We start from the raw sequence: 17,673 nt of genomic DNA, 5'->3' as shown, positions 1-17,673 counted from the left end.
TGAAACGACTCCACGCCGATGATAGTGCGGATACCCGTGTGAAAGTAGGTAATCGCCAGGCTCTCCCTTGAAACCCCCCAGTACGAAAGTACTGGGGGGTTTTGCTTTTGCGGCATCTGCTTTCGAATATCTCGAAAGCAAGAAATAAATTAGCTCGCCGATGGTCGCAGGGCGCGCATGCCAAGTTTCGCAATGGCGACTATAGCCGTGACCAGTGCACCCGCTACGATGCCCGTCAGTGCATTGATCAATGCCGGGCCTAGCATTCCCAGGCCTGCTCCGATCATAGGTACCCCAGCCAGCATCTCAGTCGTGGGCCCTGCCAGATGATGCACGGCAGGAATACCGTGAACCAGAATCCCGCCCCCCACCAGGAACATCGCCGCTGTGCCGATCATGGACAGCGTGCGCATCAACCAAGGCGCCAGGCGCAGGATGCCGCGGCCAATGGCTCGCGCGCCGGCGGAAGCCTTCTGGCTAAGATACAGGCCAGCATCGTCCAACTTGACGATGCCCGCCACCAGGCCGTAGACGCCCACTGTCATGATCAAAGAGATGGTCGACAACACGGCCACCTGGGTGCCGAATGTCGCACCGGATACCGTCCCGAGCGAGATCACGATGATCTCCGCCGACAGGATGAAATCAGTGCGCACCGCACCGCGAATCTTGGCTTGCTCATAGGCAGCCATATCCGTCTCGGGATTTGCCGCTTGTGACGCTTCGGAATCGGTTTGCCCCTGAGTGGAATCGCTATGCAGGAAACGGTGCGCAATCTTCTCGAATCCCTCGTAGCAAAGAAAGGCGCCGCCAGCCATCAGCAGTGGCACGATGGCTGCGGGCACGGCAGCGCTGATCGCCAGAGCTGCCGGCACCAGAATCACCTTGTTGCGAAAGGACCCCAACGCTACAGCCCACACAACGGGTAATTCGCGCTCTGCCTTCACGCCGCTGACCTGCTGCGCATTCAAGGCCAGGTCGTCGCCTAGTACGCCGGCTGTTTTCTTGACCGCAACTTTACTCATGGTGGCTACATCGTCGAGGATGGAGGCGATGTCGTCGATCAGCAGAAGCAGGCTGGTGCCGGCCATATCCAAGGTTCCCAAGTAGACGTAAGGAAAGCACCCCGTCGCACGGAGGGCGCATAGCGCGATACTGTGCCACAGGCGTCGCAAGCGATGCGAACCATCGCCATTCCGGCGTCGCGCCTCTAGGGGGCTGGCAATTCAGGATGTGAATCGGAGCCGCCTGGGGCATCCGTCAAAAAAAAGACCGCCGGCGGGATAGCAGGGCGGTCTACGGGAAGTCTCGTCGGGGTCAAGCAACGAGTAATTGAAATATGCCAAACTACACGCCTGCTTGCTATCCGCCGTCGGTGGGGGGCACGCTGCCTCTCTTGCCGAACATGAGCACAGAAGCGCCCCCATTGGGAGTGAGAAGGGGACATGAATGAGAAAAGCAGCAGCAAGTACTGCCGGATATGGCGAGAACGCGGCCGCATTGGTGCAGCAGTACGAGAGCCTCCAGTTCGACGATATCCACCGAGACGTACTGCACCTATTTCCACGTGAGCTCAGCAATATTCTGGATATCGGAGCAGGGTCAGGCCGCGATGCGGCCGCGCTCGCCCGCTTGGGACATCGGGTTGTGGCCGTGGAACCCACGGGCGAATTGCGTCGAGAGGGGCAACGCATTCACGCGGCATTGCCGATCGAGTGGGTGGATGATTCACTGCCACACCTGTCGGCGATGCGATCCAGGCGAGAGCATTTTGAGCTGATACTGCTGACTGCCGTATGGATGCATCTGGATGCCACCGAACGACCCATTGCGATGAACTCGATCGCGGAGCTGCTAGCGCCGGGCGCCACGATCATCATGTCGCTCCGCCACGGACCTATTCCCCGAGGTCGAAGGATGTTCGACGTTTCTGCCGATGAGACGCTGGCGCTTGGCCGAGCGGTTGGCCTGACCGAAAGCTACTGCGGGCAGCGTAAGGATACGCAGGGCCGGGACTCGATTTCCTGGAGCGTGATTGCCTTGCAGATGGCATGGCCGAGCGGTCCCGGGATGTCCGAAATGCTCATGCCCGGATCCGGGCGAGGCTTTGGGAGATAGCCATGGTTCAAAAGTTATTCCACGAACTGCCAGTGGATGAGCGCGAGGGTTTCGAGTCGGCTTGCGCACTGCATGGATTTGTACGAGAGGACTTCGATGTGGCTGCGGAGGAAGGCACTCCGTTGAGCGGCGGGCCGAATCGTATCTTGCGGGAGGTCATCGTCGCCCGTGTAGCCGGCGGCGAGGCTCGGCGCTATCCTGGCGGAGCTGGGGCCCCATGGACGGTGGCATTCGAGCAAGACCTGGAGCGGGATGTCTTCGGCTTTCCTCTTGCCGATTAATTGAGCCGTCGGGCGCGCCCCCCGAACTCGCGGGCCCTCGTCGATGAACTGGCTCAGTGCCTGCCCCCAAGGCTGGCAGTCCGGCACCAAAGCCCAGCTGGAGGGGTAGAGGCCACTCTCGCGCGTGGGCAGCAATAATCCACCGCTGTGGGCCACAGCAAGAGGGGGAAGAAGGGATCTTGGCGCGCGCGAGTGCAGAAAACGAAAACGGCGCCAAGGGCGCCGTGGGAAAATTTCGCTTTCCGTGGGAAAGTTCGTATCGTGAAACGACTAGGTAAAGCGTAAGCCGTTGATACTAATAAGAATTCTGGGGTGGCTGATGGGACTCGAACCCACGACGACAGGAATCACAATCCTGGACTCTACCAACTGAGCTACAGCCACCGTCGATGTCGTTCTGCTTGGTGCCGAACGACGAAGAACAAGATCATACAATGCCAAAAGCCGGATGGCTAGTACTCTGCACAAATTTTTTTTAGTGCCACCTGTTTAACCGGCCAGCTTGGAGGATTCCTCCAGCTCGAGCATTCGGCAGATAGCGGCCATGCTGCCAACCATGGTGCGTCGTTGCGCGCCCTGGTAGATGCGCACGCCTTTTGATTGGCGAAAGGGCACGGGCTTGACGGGGCGACGGGCGGAGAGGCGGTTGGCTGGCAGCATGGCTACACCTGGTGACTTGCAACAACAGTTAGCGGTACCCGCTACGCGGGTGCGTTGGCACAATCGGGTGTCGGCTTGTACGGGGATCGCCCGCCTCAGCCGCACTCGTCAGAAGGCGCCGGGGCGGATGAGGCCGACAGCGATGCCTTCTAGTGAGAACTCTTCGCGGCCGGCTTGCACGATGATGCTGGGGAAGTCGGGGTTCTCGGCGATCAGCTCGATGGTGTCGCCGCGGCGGTTGAGGCGTTTGACGGTGACGTCGTCGCCCAGGCGGGCGACGACGATCTTGCCGTTGGCGGCTTCGCTGGCGCGCTTGACGGCGAGCAGGTCGCCATCGAGGATGCCGGCGTCGCGCATGCTGAGACCACGCACCCGGAGGAGGTAGTCGGGCTGCACGTCGAACACCGATGCGTCGACCTGGTATTGGCGGTCGATGTGTTCGGCGGCAAGGATCGGGCTGCCGGCTGCGACGCGCCCGACCAATGGCAGGGTTAGCTGCATGACGCCAGCCATAGGCAGGGAGAACTGGTCGGGTAGCTCGGAGTCGCTACGGGAGACCTTGAGGCGAATGCCGCGGGAGGCGCCGGGGGTGAGCTCGATCACGCCTTTGCGGGCCAGGGCACGTAAATGTTCCTCGGCTGCATTGGGTGAGGAGAAGCCGAACTTGGCGGCGATCTCTGCGCGCGTGGGCGGAAAGCCCGTGTGCTGGAGGCTGCTGCGGATCAAGTCGAAAATCTGCTGCTGTCGCGGTGTCAGGGTCGCCATGGTCGCCGGTGTTTGAAGGCACTGTATGTTTAAACAGTATGCTGTGATTTTATACAGTATCGAGTGAAGTGCAAGCGGAATTTTTGGGAGTTTGCGCATTGACAGGTGCGTCCCGCGGGTCTTGGCGCGTGCCGTGGCGAGTGGGCGGAGGGTTACAATCCGCGGCACCTGAAGCGTCTTGCGTTGCGCACTGTTCAACTTTTCTGGGGCTCCCGAGCTCATTTCCGCCATGTCTCTCCTGCCTCGTGTCGTCGTGCTCGCTACCGGCGGCACCATTGCCGGTTCTTCTTCCAACCCAGCCAGCAGCGCGAAGTACCAGGCGGCGACGGTGCCGGTGACGGCGCTGCTCGATGCGGTGCCGGCGCTGGGCACGGTGGCGCGGATCGAAGCCGAGCAGGTTGCGCAGGTAGATAGCAAGGACATGTCGTTCGCGCTCTGGTCCAGGCTGGTGGAGCGCGTGGCGTTCTGGTCTGCGCAGCCCGATGTGTCGGGCATCGTCATTACGCACGGCACCGATACCCTGGAGGAGACGGCCATGCTGCTGCACCTGGCCTGCGTGGGTGGGGTGCCAGTTGTGCTGACGGCCGCGATGCGACCGTCGACCTCGTTGTCGGCGGATGGCCCGTTGAACCTGCTGGATGCGGTGCGCGTAGCGGCGGATGCTGGCGCGACGGCAAAGGGCGTGCTGCTGGTGATCAATCAGGAGATTCACGCGGGGCGCGACGTGATGAAGGCGCACACATCGGCGGTGAATGCGTTTGTGTCGCCGGTATCCGGGCCGATTGGTTTTGTTCAGGACAACCTCGTGCGCTTTGTGCGTACCCCCAGTCGCTTGCCGGCCAAGGCCTGGCCGGTCCCTTGCGCATGGCCGCAGGTCGAGATCGTGGCTAGCTATGCGGAGCCGGGGCGGATCGTGGTGGATGCCTTGGCGCAGGCGGGCGTGTCGGGCCTGGTCGTGGCGGCCGCTGGCAACGGGTCGGTTCACCAGTCGCTGGTGGAGGCGCTAACCGATGCTGCCGGCGCCGGCGTGGCAGTGGTGCGCAGTTCGCGCACAGGGGCGGGGCATGTGGCGATTCCAGCGCCTCCCCGGCCGGCGTCGGGCGTTTTTGTTTCGGCCGGCGACCTCAATCCTTATAAGGCGCGTGTGCTCCTGGCGCTGGCTCTGGCTGCGGAGCCAGGACTGGCAAAGGATCCGGCGGCGCTGCAGGCGCTATTCACCGAAAACTGAGGCGGCTTGCTCCGGATGGTAAAAGCACGCTATACTTTAAGGCTATTCAACCTTGCTGCACCGGACATGGCGCTCGGGCAGCTTATCCAAAAGGAGCGTCAATGCGTCATTACGAAATCGTATTTATCGTCCATCCGGACCAGAGCGAACAAGTCCCGGCCATGATCGAGCGTTACAAGACGCTGGTCACGTCCCAGGAAGGCCAGATCCACCGCGTGGAAGACTGGGGTCGCCGTCAGATGGCCTACATGATCCAGAAGCTGGCCAAGGCTCACTACGTTTGCCTGAACATCGAATGCGGCAAGGAAACCCTGGCTGAACTCGAACACGCGTTCAAGTTCAACGATGCAGTGCTGCGCCACCTCATCGTTCAGACCAAGAAGGCTGAAACCGCACCGTCCCCGATGATGAAGGAAGTGCAGCGCGAAGAAGCTCGCAAGGCCGCGCAACAGACCAGCGAAGTCCAGGCCGCCTAAGTGCGGACTGTTGTGGTTGCCGCCGGCGTTGATCGCCGCGGCGGCAAGTGCGGGCATCGGTGCGGGAGAGTGCGTTGAACCAGTTAAGGCTCTGCGCAACGCTCGCGGAACGCGATGCCTTGCGTTACACCCCGGCCGGGGTCCCCGTGGTCAACTGCATCTTGCAGTACGCGGGCGAGACGGTCGAGGCGCAAACGCCCAGGCAGGTGGAGTTCGCCATCGCCGCCATGGGAATTGGTCAGATCGGCCAGCGGCTTGAGCGTACTCCGCTCGGCGCGATGCTCGACTGCGAAGGATTCCTGGCCCGCAGGCACCGCAACAGCAAGGCTCTCGTCTTTCACATCACTGGATGTAAAGCATTCGAAAAGGATTGAATCATGGCATTCGTCAAACGTGACAACAAGAACAAGAAGCGCTTCCAACAGCAAAACCCGCTGTTCAAGCGCAAGCGCTTCTGCCGCTTCACCGTGGCTGGCGTGGAACAGATCGACTACAAGGATCTGGACACCCTGAAGGATTTCATCGGCGACAACGGCAAGATCACGCCGGCCCGCCTGACCGGCACCAAGGCGCACTATCAGCGTCAGCTCGACACGGCCATCAAGCGCGCGCGTTTCCTCGCGCTGATGCCCTACACCGACCTGCACAAGAACTGATCGGCCCTAGGTCCGTTAAGGAGAAAACACGATGCAAATTATTCTGCTTGAAAAAGTCATCAACCTGGGCAACCTGGGTGACATCGTTCGCGTGAAGGACGGCTACGCCCGTAACTTCCTGATCCCGAACAAGAAGGCCCGCCGCGCTACCCAGACCGCTATCAGCGAGTTCGAAGTCAAGCGCGCCGAACTGGAAAAGGCAGCCGCTGAAAAGCTGGCAGCTTCGCAAGCTGAAGGCGAAAAGCTGAATGGCCTGACCGTGCAGATCACCCAGAAGTCGGGTGTGGACGGCCGCCTGTTCGGTTCGGTGACCAACGCCGACATCGCTGAAGCCCTGGCTGGCCAAGGCTTCAAGGTCGAGAAGGCGCAAGTGCGCCTGCCCAATGGTCCGCTGAAGGTTGTTGGCGACCACCCGGTCAGCGTCTCGCTGCACACCGACGTGCTGGTCGACGTGACGGTTTCCGTCCTGGGCGAACACGCCTAAGCATCGGCCTTGCTGCCGGTTTCCACTTGTCCTTCGGGCTGGTGGGAGCCGGATGCCAGCGCCGCTTGCTTGACCAAACAAAAAGGCAGGAGCATCGCGCTCCTGCCTTTTTGTTTGGCCGCGCCCCTTGCTTGCCTGATTGCCCGACTGCTACGGGGCGGGGCCGGTTGTCCCGCCGTCACACGGCAGGATGCCCCAACAGCCGGCTGCGAATTCTCCGCCGGCTCGCTGGCGTCGACCGTTATAATCCCCCCCTATGAACGCGCCTGTCGCAGACCCCCAACTAGACAATCTCAAGGTACCGCCGCATTCCATCGAGGCCGAGCAATCGGTGCTGGGTGGCCTGCTGCTGGACAATGCCGCCTGGGACCGTATCGCCGACTTCCTGAACGAAGCCGATTTCTATCGCTTCGATCACCGGATGATCTTCCAGAGCATCTCCCGGTTGATCGCCGCTACCAAGCCGGCCGACGTCATCACCGTCTACGAGTCGCTGCAAGGCGCTGGCAAGGCGGAAGAGGTGGGCGGCCTGGCCTATCTGAATTCCCTGGCGCAGAACACGCCTAGCGCGGCCAATATCCGCCGCTATGCGGAGATCGTGCGCGAGCGCTCGGTGCTGCGCAAGCTGGTGACGGTGGCCGACGATATCGCTACCGCGGCTTTCGCCCCCAAAGGGCGCGAGGTGCGGGAGCTGCTCGACGAGGCGGAATCCAAGGTGTTCGCCATCGCCGAGGAAGGCTCGCGCGGGCAGAAGGGGTTCCAGGAAATCCAGCCACTGCTGACCCAGGTGGTCGAGCGCATCGACGAGCTGTACCACCGTGACTCGAGCACCGACGTCACCGGCGTGCCTACCGGTTTTATCGACCTGGACCGCATGACCAGTGGCATGCAGGCCGGCGACCTGATCATCGTGGCGGGGCGCCCCTCCATGGGTAAGACCGCTTTCTCGCTGAATATCGGCGAGCACGTGGCGGTGGAGCAGGGCCTGCCGGTGGCCGTGTTCTCCATGGAAATGGCGGGCACGCAGCTGGCCATGCGTATGCTGGGCTCGGTCGGCCGGCTTGACCAGCACCGCCTGCGTACCGGCCGCCTGCTTGACGAAGACTGGCCGCGGCTCACGCACGCCATCCAGCGCATGAACGATGCGCAATTGTTCATCGACGAAACGCCGGCACTGAGCTCGATGGAGTTGCGCGCCCGTTCGCGCCGGCTGGCGCGCCAGTGCGGCCAGCTCGGACTGATTGTCATCGATTACCTGCAGCTGATGTCGGGCTCGGGCGGCGGGGAAAACCGCGCCACCGAAATCTCGGAAATCTCGCGCTCGCTCAAGGGCCTGGCCAAGGAACTCAACTGCCCGGTGATTGCACTGTCGCAGCTGAACCGAAGCCTGGAACAGCGCCCGAACAAGCGCCCGGTGATGTCCGACTTGCGTGAATCCGGCGCTATCGAGCAGGATGCCGACGTGATCCTGTTTATTTACCGCGACGAGGTCTACAACCCCGATTCGCAGGACAAGGGCACGTCCGAGATCATCATCGGCAAGCAGCGTAATGGCCCGATTGGCACCGTGCGGCTGACGTTCCTGGGCCAGTTCACCAAGTTCGACAACTTCAGCGGTGGCCCCGCCTTCTTCGACAACGACAACTGAAGCCAGTCTTGGCGCGGCTTGCCGGGCATCGTGGCTCGGTGGCCACAGTCGATCGTGCCTGCCGCGTGTCAAAGTCCCCCGGCATCGCCGCACAAACCTGTAAAATATTGCGTTTTGATGACAGCCGCCCTCGGGCGGCTGTCGTTTAATGCGTATCCGCCTGATTCAGTAACTACCCGCGGCGCCCCCGCGCTTCGACAAGGAACATTCCATGTTCGGCCGATTCATGCCCACTGAGGGCAAGTTCTTCGAATACTTCAACCAGCATGCCGATTGCGCGGTGACCGCCGCCCGCGAGCTGGAAGTGCTGGTCAACGACCTGCCCAATGCCGAGGCCCACGCTCGCCGCGTGCAGGCCACGGAAAAGAAAGCCGACCGCATCACGCACGACACGATCGACCTGCTGCACAAGACCTTCATCACGCCGCTGGACCGCGATGAGATCCACAAGCTCATCACCACCATGGACGACATCCTCGACCTGATGGAAGACGTGGCTGAAACCATCTCGCTGTACGACGTGACCAGCCTGACCGATGAGGCGCGCAAGCTGGCCTCCATCTGCGTGCAGTGTTGCGACCAGGTCAAGATCGCGGTCGGCCTGCTCGAGGACATGAGCAATGCCGGCGCCATCCTGAAGACCGCGCAGCAGATCGACCAGCTCGAGTCCGAGGCTGATCGCGTGATGCGCGCCGCCATGTCCAAGCTGTTCCGCGACGAAACGGACGTCAAGCGCCTGATCAAGCTGAAGGCGATCTACGAACAGCTCGAAACCATTACCGACAAGTGCGAGGACGTCGCCAACATTCTCGAAGGCATCGTCCTGGAAAACGCCTGAGGCACAAATCGGCATGCAAACAATACAAATGAGCCTGTGGGTCATTGGCCTGCTGGTGGCTCTCGCCCTGCTGTTCGATTTCATGAACGGCTTTCACGATGCCGCCAACTCGATTGCCACGGTGGTGTCGACGGGCGTGCTCAAGCCGCACCACGCGGTGGCCATGGCGGCCATGTGCAATGTGGTGGCGATTTTCATCTTCCACCTGAAGGTGGCGGCAACCGTCGGCACTGGCACGATCGACGTCAACATCGTCGATCACTACGTGATCTTCGGAGCCCTGATGGGTGCCATTGCCTGGAACCTGATCACCTGGTACTACGGCATTCCCTCGTCGTCCTCGCACGCGCTGATCGGTGGCTTGGTTGGGGCTGCGGTGGCCAAGAGCGGCACCAGCGCACTGGTGGGCGGCGGTCTTCTCAAGACCGTGGCTTTTATCGTCATTTCGCCGTTGCTGGGCTTCCTGCTCGGCTCGTTGATGATGGTGATCGTGGCCTGGACATTCTTCCGTACGCCGCCGTCGCGGGTCGATCGCTGGTTCCGCAGGCTGCAGCTGGTCTCGGCATCGCTGTACAGCCTGGGCCATGGCGGCAATGACGCGCAGAAGACCATCGGCATCATCTGGATGTTGCTGATCGCCAGCGGCCACGTGGCGCAGGGCGGTGCGGAGCCGCCGATCTGGGTCATCGTTTCCTGCTACGTGGCGATCGGCATGGGCACCATGTTTGGCGGCTGGCGCATCGTGCGCACCATGGGCCAGAAGATCACCAAGCTCAAGCCGGTAGGCGGCTTTTGCGCGGAGACGGGCGGCGCGATCACGCTGTTCATTGCTTCGGCGCTGGGCGTGCCGGTGTCGACCACCCATACCATCACCGGCGCCATTGTCGGCGTGGGCTCGGTGCAGAAGATGTCGGCGGTGCGCTGGGGCGTGGCCGGCAATATCGTCTGGGCCTGGGTGCTGACGATTCCCGCATCCGCCTTCATGGCCGCCATCGCATGGTGGATTGGCCGGCAGATCCTCTAAGCCTCCGGGTCATCGGATTCTCGCTCGACAAGCAAACAAAAAGCCAGGCGCTATGCCTGGCTTTTTGTTTGTCGGGAATGCCGGAGCCGATGGCTATTGCGATGGCTATCGATTGGCGAACGCGGCAATCGGATCGTCATCCACGGGGGCCGGGGGCGCAACGGAAGGCGGCGGTGCTGCTGGTGCGGCCGGGGGCGCGACCGATGCCGGCGCCTGGTTGATTCCCGATGCAACCCGCCGCGCGCCGTTGTACCGGGAGGCCCAGTACGACTTGGTCATGTCCTCGAGCCGTACCGTGCCGCCGGTGGAGGGGGCGTGGACAAAGCGATTCTGCCCGACATAGATGCCGACATGCGAATTGGCCCGGCCGGTGGTATTGAAGAAAACCAGGTCGCCCGAGGCCACCTGGCTGCGCTCCAGCGAGACGCCGCGGTCGCCCATGGCTTCGGTGGTGCGTGGCAGGTTGACGTTGGCGGCGCGCAGCACCACATAGCGGACCAGGCCGCTGCAGTCGAAGCCCGAGTCAGGCGTATTGCCGCCGTAGCGATAGGGCGTGCCAACCAGCGACATCGCCTGGATGGAGACTTCTTCCAGCCCGGCGCTGGGATCCACCATGGGGGTGCCTGCCGGCCGCGGCTGGGCGCTATAGCGCCCAGGCGGCGTCGAAGCGCAGGCGGCGAGCAGCAATGCCGCCGCGCAAAGCAGGGGCAGGCGGGCAGTGTGGAAGGCGTGGGCCAGGCTGGGCACACGTCTTCCGGCAGGGGCTATCTGGCGCAGAGGCATCCTTCTTGGTCCGATCCCGGGCCAGGAGCCGTGGCGTGAGGGGTGCAGCGCGGCGAGGGTGCCTCCCCTGGCGCCTTACCAGCGCAATTGCGCGTTGTAGGTGCCCGTACTCACGTTGACCGACTTGGCCTGTCCCTTATAAGTCGCTTCGATATTGTAGCTGCCTTGCGGGGCCTTGATCAGGCACTTGGGCCCGGAAGCGGTAAAGCTGGCCACTTCGTGGCCTTCGCGCGTCATCTTGACGGCCACGTCGGCGAGGAATTCGCCGCGCTCCCCCTGGGTGAACAGCAGGCCCATGTTGAAGTTCTTTTGCTGCGCGGCCAGTTGCTGTTGTTCGTCCGCGGCAATGCCGCCGCAGACGTAGCTGACGGGTCCCATGGTGCGGATTACCATTTCGTCAGCGGCGAGCGCGGGACCCGCAAGCAACGCGGCCGCGGCAATTGCGACGCTGCTGGCCAGCGCGAGCCGCAGCGGTGTGTGGTGCAGGTGGTTGTCCATCAATGTCTCCATCGATCCAACAAGCCGGGAGGGGCAAAAAAAGCGCCCGCCAAGCGCCGGCACGCGAGATGCCGAAATGGCGGGCGCTCCGGATGCTTTGATGCTAGGCCACGCCGGCAGGCAAATCTGCCGGTCGTGGTCCTACAAGGCATCCGATGGTGCCAGAGGTTGCGAAAGCTTAGTCTTCAGCGATGATGCGCCCCCGCCCCTTAGAGGACATCCGCGGCATGGTCGGCCAGGCGCGAGCGTTCACCGCGCGCCAGCGTCACATGGCCACTGTGGCTCCAGCCCTTGAACCGGTCGACCACGTAGGTAAGGCCGGACGATCCTTCGGTCAGGTAAGGCGTGTCGATCTGCGCGATGTTGCCCAGGCAGATGATCTTGGTGCCGGGGCCGGCACGCGTTACCAGCGTCTTCATCTGCTTGGGCGTCAGGTTCTGGGCCTCGTCGATGATGACGAACTTGTTGACGAAAGTACGTCCGCGCATGAAGTTCATGCTCTTGACCTTGATACGCGAGCGGATCAGTTCCTGGGTGGCCGCGCGACCCCACTCGCCGGCGCTGTCGTCGCTCTTTTGCAGCACTTCCAGGTTGTCGTCGAAGGCGCCCATCCAGGGCTGCATCTTTTCTTCCTCGGTGCCCGGCAGGAAGCCGATATCCTCGCCGACCGGCACGGTGGCGCGGGTGACGATGATCTCGTTGTAGAGCTTCTGGTCGAGCACCTGCTCCAGGCCCGCGGCAAGCGCCAGCAGGGTCTTGCCGGTACCGGCCTGGCCCAGCAGGGTGACGAAGTCGATCTCAGGATGCATCAGAAGGTTGAGCGCGAAGTTCTGCTCGCGGTTGCGGGCGGTCACGCTCCACACATTGTTCTTGTGGTGCGTGTAGTCCTTGAGCGTTTGCAGCAGCGCGGTCTTGCCGTTGATCTCCTTGACCTGGGCGTACAGCGGCAGGCTACCGTCGCTGGGTTCCAGGAAGACAAACTGGTTGACCAGGAAAGAAGGCACCAGCGGGCCTGTCAGGCGATAGAACATCGCGCCGGACTTCGGGTCCTGCCAGCTTTCCACCCCCTTGCCATGCTTGGCCCAGAAGTCGTTGGGCAGCAGCATCACGCCCGAGTACAGCAGGTCCTTGTCCTCGAGGACCTGGTCGTTGAAGTAATCCTCGGCGGGCAGGCCGAGCGCGCGCGCCTTGATGCGCATGTTGATGTCTTTCGACACCAGCACCACCTGGCGCTCCGGGAACTGCTGCTGCAGGGCGCTGACCACGCCCAGGATCTGGTTGTCCGCCTTGCCCTGCGGCAGGCCGTCGGGCAGCTTGATCTCATTGAGCTTGGTTTGCAGGAACAGCTTGCCCTGCGCGTCGCGGTTGCCCAGCTTGGCGAGCGGCAAGCCGTCGTCGAGCACGCCGTCGGTGCCGCCCACCAGCGCATCGAGGGTGCGGCTGACGGTGCGGGCGTTGCGCGCGACTTCGCTCATGCCCTTCTTGTGGTTGTCCAGCTCCTCGAGCGTCATCATCGGCAGATAGACGTCGTGCTCTTCGAAGCGGAACAGAGAGGACGGGTCGTGCATCAACACATTGGTGTCCAACACGAACAGCTTGCTGGGGCCGGTGTGTTTTTGCATGCGACGGTTGGTCGTGCCGGGGGCCTTGGCGGGAGCCTTGGGCACGGCGGCCAGCGACGGCACGGACTTCAGCGCGGACGGCGGCGCATCCTTGGTGCGCGCTCGCGTCGAACCGCTGGCGCTGGCCACCACGGCCGGCGCATTTTCCGCTTTGCTAGTTCCGGTTTCCAGCAAGGCCACACGCTCCAGCGCCGGCACAGGTTTCTTACCCTGCGACGCTGATTTGGCCTTAGTCAGCTTGGTCACCGGGGCGAATTCGCTCGGGTCAAGCAATTGGGCAGGCTTGGCGGGCATGGTCGGCAGCGGCATGCTAGGCTTTCCTTTCAGGGGGAGAAGACGGCTGGAAAACGGCGCAGGACACCGGCGCGGCCGCATGGCGCCGCGTACTTGGGGATCGTGTCCTGTGCGTACAAAACACACAAACAAAAAAGCCGCCAACCTGGGTAGCAGGTTTGGCGGCTTTTTTTCGGACCGGAGACACGGCAGGTCCGCTACCGGCCTGTGGCAGGGTGCGCCTGGGCCGGGACGATGAAGCAGCGTGGCATCCGGATCTTGAACTCATTAAAGGTCAATGTATCCGAAGGTTTTCTCTTTTGCAATCGCTTGCCGAGAGGACTTTTGAAGGTGTTGCTGCGCCGCATTAAAGCGCCGGGCCGAATCGCCGTGGATCAAGCCCCGGATCAGAGTCCGCGCACGATTTCCAGCACCTCGTCGACGTGGTTGGGCACCTTGATGCCGCGCAGCGCATGGCGCAGGATGCCCTTGCCGTCGATGATGAAGGTGCTGCGCTCGATGCCGCGCACTTCCTTGCCATACATTTTCTTCATCTTGATGACATCGAACAGATGGCACACGGCTTCATCGCCATCGGAGATCAACTCGAAGGGCAGTTCCAGCTTGGCCTTGAAGTTCTCGTGTGACTTCAGGCTGTCGCGCGAGATGCCGAAGACCACCGTGCCTGCCTTGACGAAGTCGTCATGCTGGTCGCGGAAGTTCATGGCTTCGGTGGTGCAGCCCGGGGTGTTGTCCTTGGGATAGAAATACAGGACGACGGTTTTGCCACGCTGGGCGGCAAGGCTGAACGTGCCGCCGGTGGCGGGCGCGCTGAAATCGGGTACGGGCTGGCTGAGACTGGCTGTTGTCATTCTTATGGCTCCTGGGAGGGACAGGAAGGGGGTGGCTGCGTGAGTGCGGTCACCATGGTGGCGGCAGATGGGGGCAGGGCGGCTAACTTCAAGCGTGGCGTGTGCCTAACTTGCGAGAACCGGCCTCCCGGGCCGCCGGGCGGGCTCAGGCAGGTTCCTCCAGCAGCAGGATGGCCGCCACTTTGCGGCCTTCAGCCATCAGGATGTTGTATGTGCGGCAGGCGGCCTGCAGATCCATGGCGTCCACCCCGACATGCAGGCGCGCCAGTGAGGCGGTCAGCCGGGGATGCGGGAAGCGCAGGCGGCTGCCGGTGCCCAGCAGCACCACCTCGGGCGAGTGCGCCAGCAGGCCCTCGAAGTGCGCGGGTTCCAGGTCTTCGAAGCGTTGCACCGGCCAGGGCCGGATCTCGCCTTCGGGCATGACCAGCACGGATTGGGTGTGGCGCACCATATTGATTTCGATATAGCCCGGGCCGTACGACGTTACCGTATTGAGGGCATTGGGCTGGTCAGCGTGGAGTTTCAAGGGCGAACCTTATCTGGCGCTGCCCTTCGCGGCGCGCGCGGCGACTCGGCCGGGGCAGCGCAGGGCGGGTTGAGAGCATTTTGAGGCAGGCGGGCCGGGCGGCTTTGCCGCGGCCCCGTGGTACCGGCGGCGTACGCTGCAATGCAAGAATCCCTGCCGAAGTCTGTCATAATCCGATAAATTATAGCTTTTGCCTCCCTGCCTGCCACGTTTTGCGTTGCAACGCAGCGCACAGGCTACCCGGGCCGCTCCATTTCCACCCAGATTCCCTAGATAGCCGCCGCTACCCGGCGGCGCTTGCCTCCTGCCAACATCGCCGTGAAACCGATCCAGAAATCCAACAAGCTCAACAATGTTTGCTATGACATCCGCGGCCCGGTGCTGGAGAAGGCCAAGCAGATGGAAGAGGAAGGCCACAAGATCATCAAGCTGAACATCGGCAACCTGGCCGTCTTCGGCTTCGATGCGCCGGAAGAGATCCAGCAGGACATGATGCGCAACCTGCCCAATTCGGCTGGCTACTCGGACTCCAAGGGCATCTTCGCCGCGCGCAAGGCGATCATGCACTACACGCAGCAGAAGAATATCGAGGGTGTGGGGCTGGACGACATCTACGTTGGCAACGGTGCCTCCGAGTTGATCGTGATGTCCATGAATGCGCTGCTCAACAGCGGCGACGAAGTGCTGGTCCCGGCGCCGGACTACCCGCTGTGGACCGCGGCGGTGAGCCTGTCGGGCGGCACCCCGGTGCACTATGTGTGCGACGAGGCCAATGAGTGGATGCCCGACCTGGACGATATCCGCGCCAAGATCACGCCGAATACCAAGGCCATCGTCGTCATCAACCCGAACAACCCCACCGGTGCGTTGTATTCGGACGAGTTGCTCAAGTCCATCGTGACGATCGCGCGCGAACACGGCCTGATCATCTTTGCTGACGAGATCTACGACAAAGTGCTGTACGACGGCCATAGCCACACGTCCATCGCCGCGTTGTCGACCGATGTGCTGACCGTGACCTTCAACGGCCTGTCCAAGAACTACCGCTCGTGCGGCTACCGCGCCGGCTGGATGGTGGTGTCGGGCGACAAGCGGCCCGCGCTGGACTATATCGAGGGGCTGAACATGCTGTCCTCGATGCGCCTGTGCGCCAATGTGCCGGCCCAGTGGGCCATCCAGACCGCGCTGGGAGGCTACCAGAGCATCAACGACCTGGTGGGCGAAGGCGGGCGCCTGCGCCGCCAGCGCGATCTTGCCCATGAGCTGATCACGCAGATCCCGGGTGTCACCTGCGTCAAGCCCAAGGCCGCGCTGTACCTGTTCCCCAAGCTCGACCTGTCGATGTACCCGATCCAGGACGACCAGGAGTTCATTTATGAGCTGCTGCAGGAGTCCAAGGTGCTGCTGGTGCAGGGCACTGGCTTCAACTGGGGCAAGCCCGACCATTTCCGTATCGTGTTCCTGCCCCACGAGGAAGACCTGCGCGAGGCCATCAGCCGCGTCGGGCGCTTCCTCGAGACCTACCGCAAACGCCACGGCCGCGCGGCCTGAACCGGCACGCTTGCGGCGCAATCCATTTTTCAGCAACTCAGAGTCAGATCGTCCATGAATCCCATCAAAGTAGGCCTGCTTGGCATCGGTACCGTCGGTAGCGGCACGTTCAATGTGCTGCAACGTAACCAGGAAGAAATCCGCCGCCGCGCCGGGCGCGGCATCGAGATTGCCATGGTGGCCGACCTCAACACCGAGCGCGCCCGCGAGCTGACCGGTGGGCAGGTCGAGGTGGTGGCCGACGCCAACGAGGTCGTCACCCGCCCCGAGATCGACATCGTGATCGAGCTGATTGGCGGCTATGGCATCGCCCGCGAGCTGGTGCTCAAGGCCATCGAGAACGGCAAGCACGTGGTCACCGCCAACAAGGCGCTGCTGGCCGTGCATGGCAACGAGATCTTCGAAGCCGCGCGCAAGAAGGGTGTGATCGTCGCCTTCGAAGCCGCGGTAGCCGGCGGCATCCCCATCATCAAGGCGCTGCGCGAAGGCCTCACCGCCAACCGCATCGAGTGGATCGCCGGCATCATCAACGGCACCACCAACTTCATCTTGTCGGAAATGCGCGACAAGGGCCTGGACTTCGACACCGTGCTCAAGCAAGCGCAAGCGCTGGGCTATGCCGAGGCCGATCCCACCTTCGACATCGAAGGCATCGACGCCGCGCACAAGATCACGTTGATGAGCTCGATCGCCTTCGGCATGCCGGTGCAGTTCGACAAGGCCTACGTGGAAGGCATCACCAAGCTGTCGGCCGTGGATATCCGCTACGCGGAAGAGCTGGGCTACCGCATCAAGCTGCTGGGCCTGACGCGCCGTCGCGAAAACGGCATCGAGCTGCGCGTGCACCCGACGCTGGTGCCGGCCAAGCGCCTGATCGCCAACGTGGAAGGCGCCATGAACGCCGTGCTGGTGCAAGGTGATGCCGTGGGCGCCACGCTGTACTACGGCAAGGGCGCTGGCGCCGAGCCGACCGCTTCGGCCGTGATCGCCGACCTGGTCGACGTGACCCGCCTGCACACTGCCGACCCCGAGCACCGCGTGCCGCACCTGGCTTTCCAGCCGGACGAACTGTCCAGCGTGCCGGTGCTGCCGATCGAGGAAGTCACCAGCTCGTACTACTTGCGCATGCGCGTGGCGGACGAGACCGGCGTGCTGGCCGACATCACCCGCATCCTGGCTGACGCCGGCATCTCCATCGATGCCATGCTGCAGAAGGAGTCGCGTGAAGGCGAGCCGCAGACCGACATCATCATGCTCTCGCACCTCACCCTCGAGAAGCAGGTCAACGCCGCCATCGCCAAGATCGAGGCGCTGCCGACCGTGCTGTCGGCCGTCACGCGCCTGCGCATGGAAGAACTGAACTGAACGCA

General features: G+C 62.7%; 20 protein-coding genes and 1 tRNA gene. 12 read left to right on the top strand and 9 right to left on the bottom strand.

Going from position 1 to position 17,673, the window contains the following annotated elements; all coding sequences use genetic code 11:
* Nucleotides 1-149 precede the first annotated feature (149 nt).
* The gene (locus AC1Q7Q_RS13440; RefSeq protein WP_492376375.1) at nt 150-1,091 is read right to left on the bottom strand and encodes a DUF808 domain-containing protein; all 942 of its coding nucleotides are present in this window, start codon (nt 1,089-1,091) and stop codon (nt 150-152) included.
* Nucleotides 1,092-1,449: 358 nt separating this feature from the next.
* On the opposite strand from AC1Q7Q_RS13440, the gene AC1Q7Q_RS13435 reads away from it, so the two are divergent.
* Entirely contained in the window at nt 1,450-2,118 is a 669-nt protein-coding gene (locus tag AC1Q7Q_RS13435; protein WP_492376376.1) for a class I SAM-dependent methyltransferase, read from the top strand.
* Nucleotides 2,119-2,120: 2 nt separating this feature from the next.
* Nucleotides 2,121-2,399 carry a hypothetical protein gene (locus AC1Q7Q_RS13430; RefSeq protein ID WP_492376377.1) on the top strand — a complete coding sequence of 93 codons (279 nt, stop codon included), beginning with the start codon at nt 2,121-2,123 and terminating at the stop codon, nt 2,397-2,399.
* Nucleotides 2,400-2,707: 308 nt separating this feature from the next.
* Here AC1Q7Q_RS13430 and AC1Q7Q_RS13425 read toward each other — a convergent pair.
* The 3 genes from AC1Q7Q_RS13425 to lexA form a co-directional block, all read right to left on the bottom strand.
* Nucleotides 2,708-2,783 (bottom strand) — tRNA-His (locus AC1Q7Q_RS13425).
* A gap of 105 nt (nt 2,784-2,888) precedes the next feature.
* Nucleotides 2,889-3,059 (bottom strand): hypothetical protein, encoded by a 171-nt coding sequence (locus AC1Q7Q_RS13420; RefSeq protein ID WP_170301734.1) that lies wholly within the window; start codon nt 3,057-3,059, stop codon nt 2,889-2,891.
* Between the two features lie 108 nt (nt 3,060-3,167).
* On the bottom strand, nt 3,168-3,824 hold the full coding sequence (gene lexA / locus AC1Q7Q_RS13415; RefSeq protein WP_006163593.1) for a transcriptional repressor LexA: 657 nt from the start codon (nt 3,822-3,824) through the stop codon (nt 3,168-3,170).
* Nucleotides 3,825-4,053: 229 nt separating this feature from the next.
* Between lexA and AC1Q7Q_RS13410 the strand changes: the two genes are divergently transcribed.
* The 8 genes from AC1Q7Q_RS13410 to AC1Q7Q_RS13375 all read left to right on the top strand — a co-directional run bounded on the left by AC1Q7Q_RS13410 (nt 4,054) and on the right by AC1Q7Q_RS13375 (nt 10,178).
* Nucleotides 4,054-5,052 carry an asparaginase gene (locus tag AC1Q7Q_RS13410; protein ID WP_492376379.1) on the top strand — a complete coding sequence of 333 codons (999 nt, stop codon included), beginning with the start codon at nt 4,054-4,056 and terminating at the stop codon, nt 5,050-5,052.
* 101 nt (nt 5,053-5,153) lie between these two features.
* The gene (gene rpsF, locus AC1Q7Q_RS13405) at nt 5,154-5,528 is read left to right on the top strand and encodes a 30S ribosomal protein S6 (RefSeq protein WP_006163598.1); all 375 of its coding nucleotides are present in this window, start codon (nt 5,154-5,156) and stop codon (nt 5,526-5,528) included.
* 74 nt (nt 5,529-5,602) lie between these two features.
* Nucleotides 5,603-5,902 carry a primosomal replication protein N gene (gene priB, locus AC1Q7Q_RS13400; RefSeq protein ID WP_043352030.1) on the top strand — a complete coding sequence of 100 codons (300 nt, stop codon included), beginning with the start codon at nt 5,603-5,605 and terminating at the stop codon, nt 5,900-5,902.
* Nucleotides 5,903-5,905: 3 nt separating this feature from the next.
* Nucleotides 5,906-6,184, top strand: a complete 279-nt coding sequence (rpsR, locus tag AC1Q7Q_RS13395; RefSeq protein ID WP_006163606.1) for a 30S ribosomal protein S18 — start codon at nt 5,906-5,908, stop codon at nt 6,182-6,184.
* A gap of 31 nt (nt 6,185-6,215) precedes the next feature.
* A complete protein-coding gene (gene rplI, locus AC1Q7Q_RS13390) occupies nt 6,216-6,668 on the top strand; it encodes a 50S ribosomal protein L9 (protein WP_150983655.1) in 453 nt (150 codons plus the stop codon).
* 256 nt (nt 6,669-6,924) lie between these two features.
* Nucleotides 6,925-8,316, top strand: coding sequence for a replicative DNA helicase (locus AC1Q7Q_RS13385; protein ID WP_043347242.1), 1,392 nt, complete (start codon nt 6,925-6,927; stop codon nt 8,314-8,316).
* Between the two features lie 211 nt (nt 8,317-8,527).
* On the top strand, nt 8,528-9,154 hold the full coding sequence (locus AC1Q7Q_RS13380; protein WP_043347240.1) for a DUF47 domain-containing protein: 627 nt from the start codon (nt 8,528-8,530) through the stop codon (nt 9,152-9,154).
* Between the two features lie 13 nt (nt 9,155-9,167).
* Nucleotides 9,168-10,178: an inorganic phosphate transporter gene (locus AC1Q7Q_RS13375; RefSeq protein WP_416048916.1), complete on the top strand. Its 1,011-nt coding sequence runs from the start codon at nt 9,168-9,170 to the stop codon at nt 10,176-10,178.
* A gap of 105 nt (nt 10,179-10,283) precedes the next feature.
* Here the strand turns inward: AC1Q7Q_RS13375 and AC1Q7Q_RS13370 are convergent, their stop codons facing one another.
* The 5 genes from AC1Q7Q_RS13370 to AC1Q7Q_RS13350 all read right to left on the bottom strand — a co-directional run bounded on the left by AC1Q7Q_RS13370 (nt 10,284) and on the right by AC1Q7Q_RS13350 (nt 14,752).
* Nucleotides 10,284-10,961 carry a C40 family peptidase gene (locus tag AC1Q7Q_RS13370; RefSeq protein ID WP_492376380.1) on the bottom strand — a complete coding sequence of 226 codons (678 nt, stop codon included), beginning with the start codon at nt 10,959-10,961 and terminating at the stop codon, nt 10,284-10,286.
* 75 nt (nt 10,962-11,036) lie between these two features.
* Nucleotides 11,037-11,459, bottom strand: a complete 423-nt coding sequence (locus tag AC1Q7Q_RS13365; protein WP_492376381.1) for a hypothetical protein — start codon at nt 11,457-11,459, stop codon at nt 11,037-11,039.
* Between the two features lie 209 nt (nt 11,460-11,668).
* Complete coding sequence (locus AC1Q7Q_RS13360) at nt 11,669-13,390, bottom strand: PhoH family protein (protein ID WP_043347227.1); 1,722 nt, start codon at nt 13,388-13,390, stop codon at nt 11,669-11,671.
* Nucleotides 13,391-13,761: 371 nt separating this feature from the next.
* Complete coding sequence (locus tag AC1Q7Q_RS13355) at nt 13,762-14,226, bottom strand: peroxiredoxin (RefSeq protein WP_150983651.1); 465 nt, start codon at nt 14,224-14,226, stop codon at nt 13,762-13,764.
* A gap of 145 nt (nt 14,227-14,371) precedes the next feature.
* Nucleotides 14,372-14,752 carry an Mth938-like domain-containing protein gene (locus tag AC1Q7Q_RS13350; protein ID WP_150983650.1) on the bottom strand — a complete coding sequence of 127 codons (381 nt, stop codon included), beginning with the start codon at nt 14,750-14,752 and terminating at the stop codon, nt 14,372-14,374.
* 318 nt (nt 14,753-15,070) lie between these two features.
* On the opposite strand from AC1Q7Q_RS13350, the gene AC1Q7Q_RS13345 reads away from it, so the two are divergent.
* Together AC1Q7Q_RS13345 and AC1Q7Q_RS13340 are read left to right on the top strand one after the other, a co-directional pair.
* Nucleotides 15,071-16,303 carry a pyridoxal phosphate-dependent aminotransferase gene (locus tag AC1Q7Q_RS13345; RefSeq protein WP_183031328.1) on the top strand — a complete coding sequence of 411 codons (1,233 nt, stop codon included), beginning with the start codon at nt 15,071-15,073 and terminating at the stop codon, nt 16,301-16,303.
* 54 nt (nt 16,304-16,357) lie between these two features.
* Nucleotides 16,358-17,668, top strand: a complete 1,311-nt coding sequence (locus AC1Q7Q_RS13340) for a homoserine dehydrogenase (RefSeq protein WP_006161584.1) — start codon at nt 16,358-16,360, stop codon at nt 17,666-17,668.
* Nucleotides 17,669-17,673: the final 5 nt, after the last annotated feature.

The organism is Cupriavidus sp. GW823-FHT07A04, from assembly GCF_058794615.1.
The sequence above is the reverse complement of the archived record's forward strand: the minus strand, read 5'-3'. Positions and strand labels throughout refer to the sequence as shown.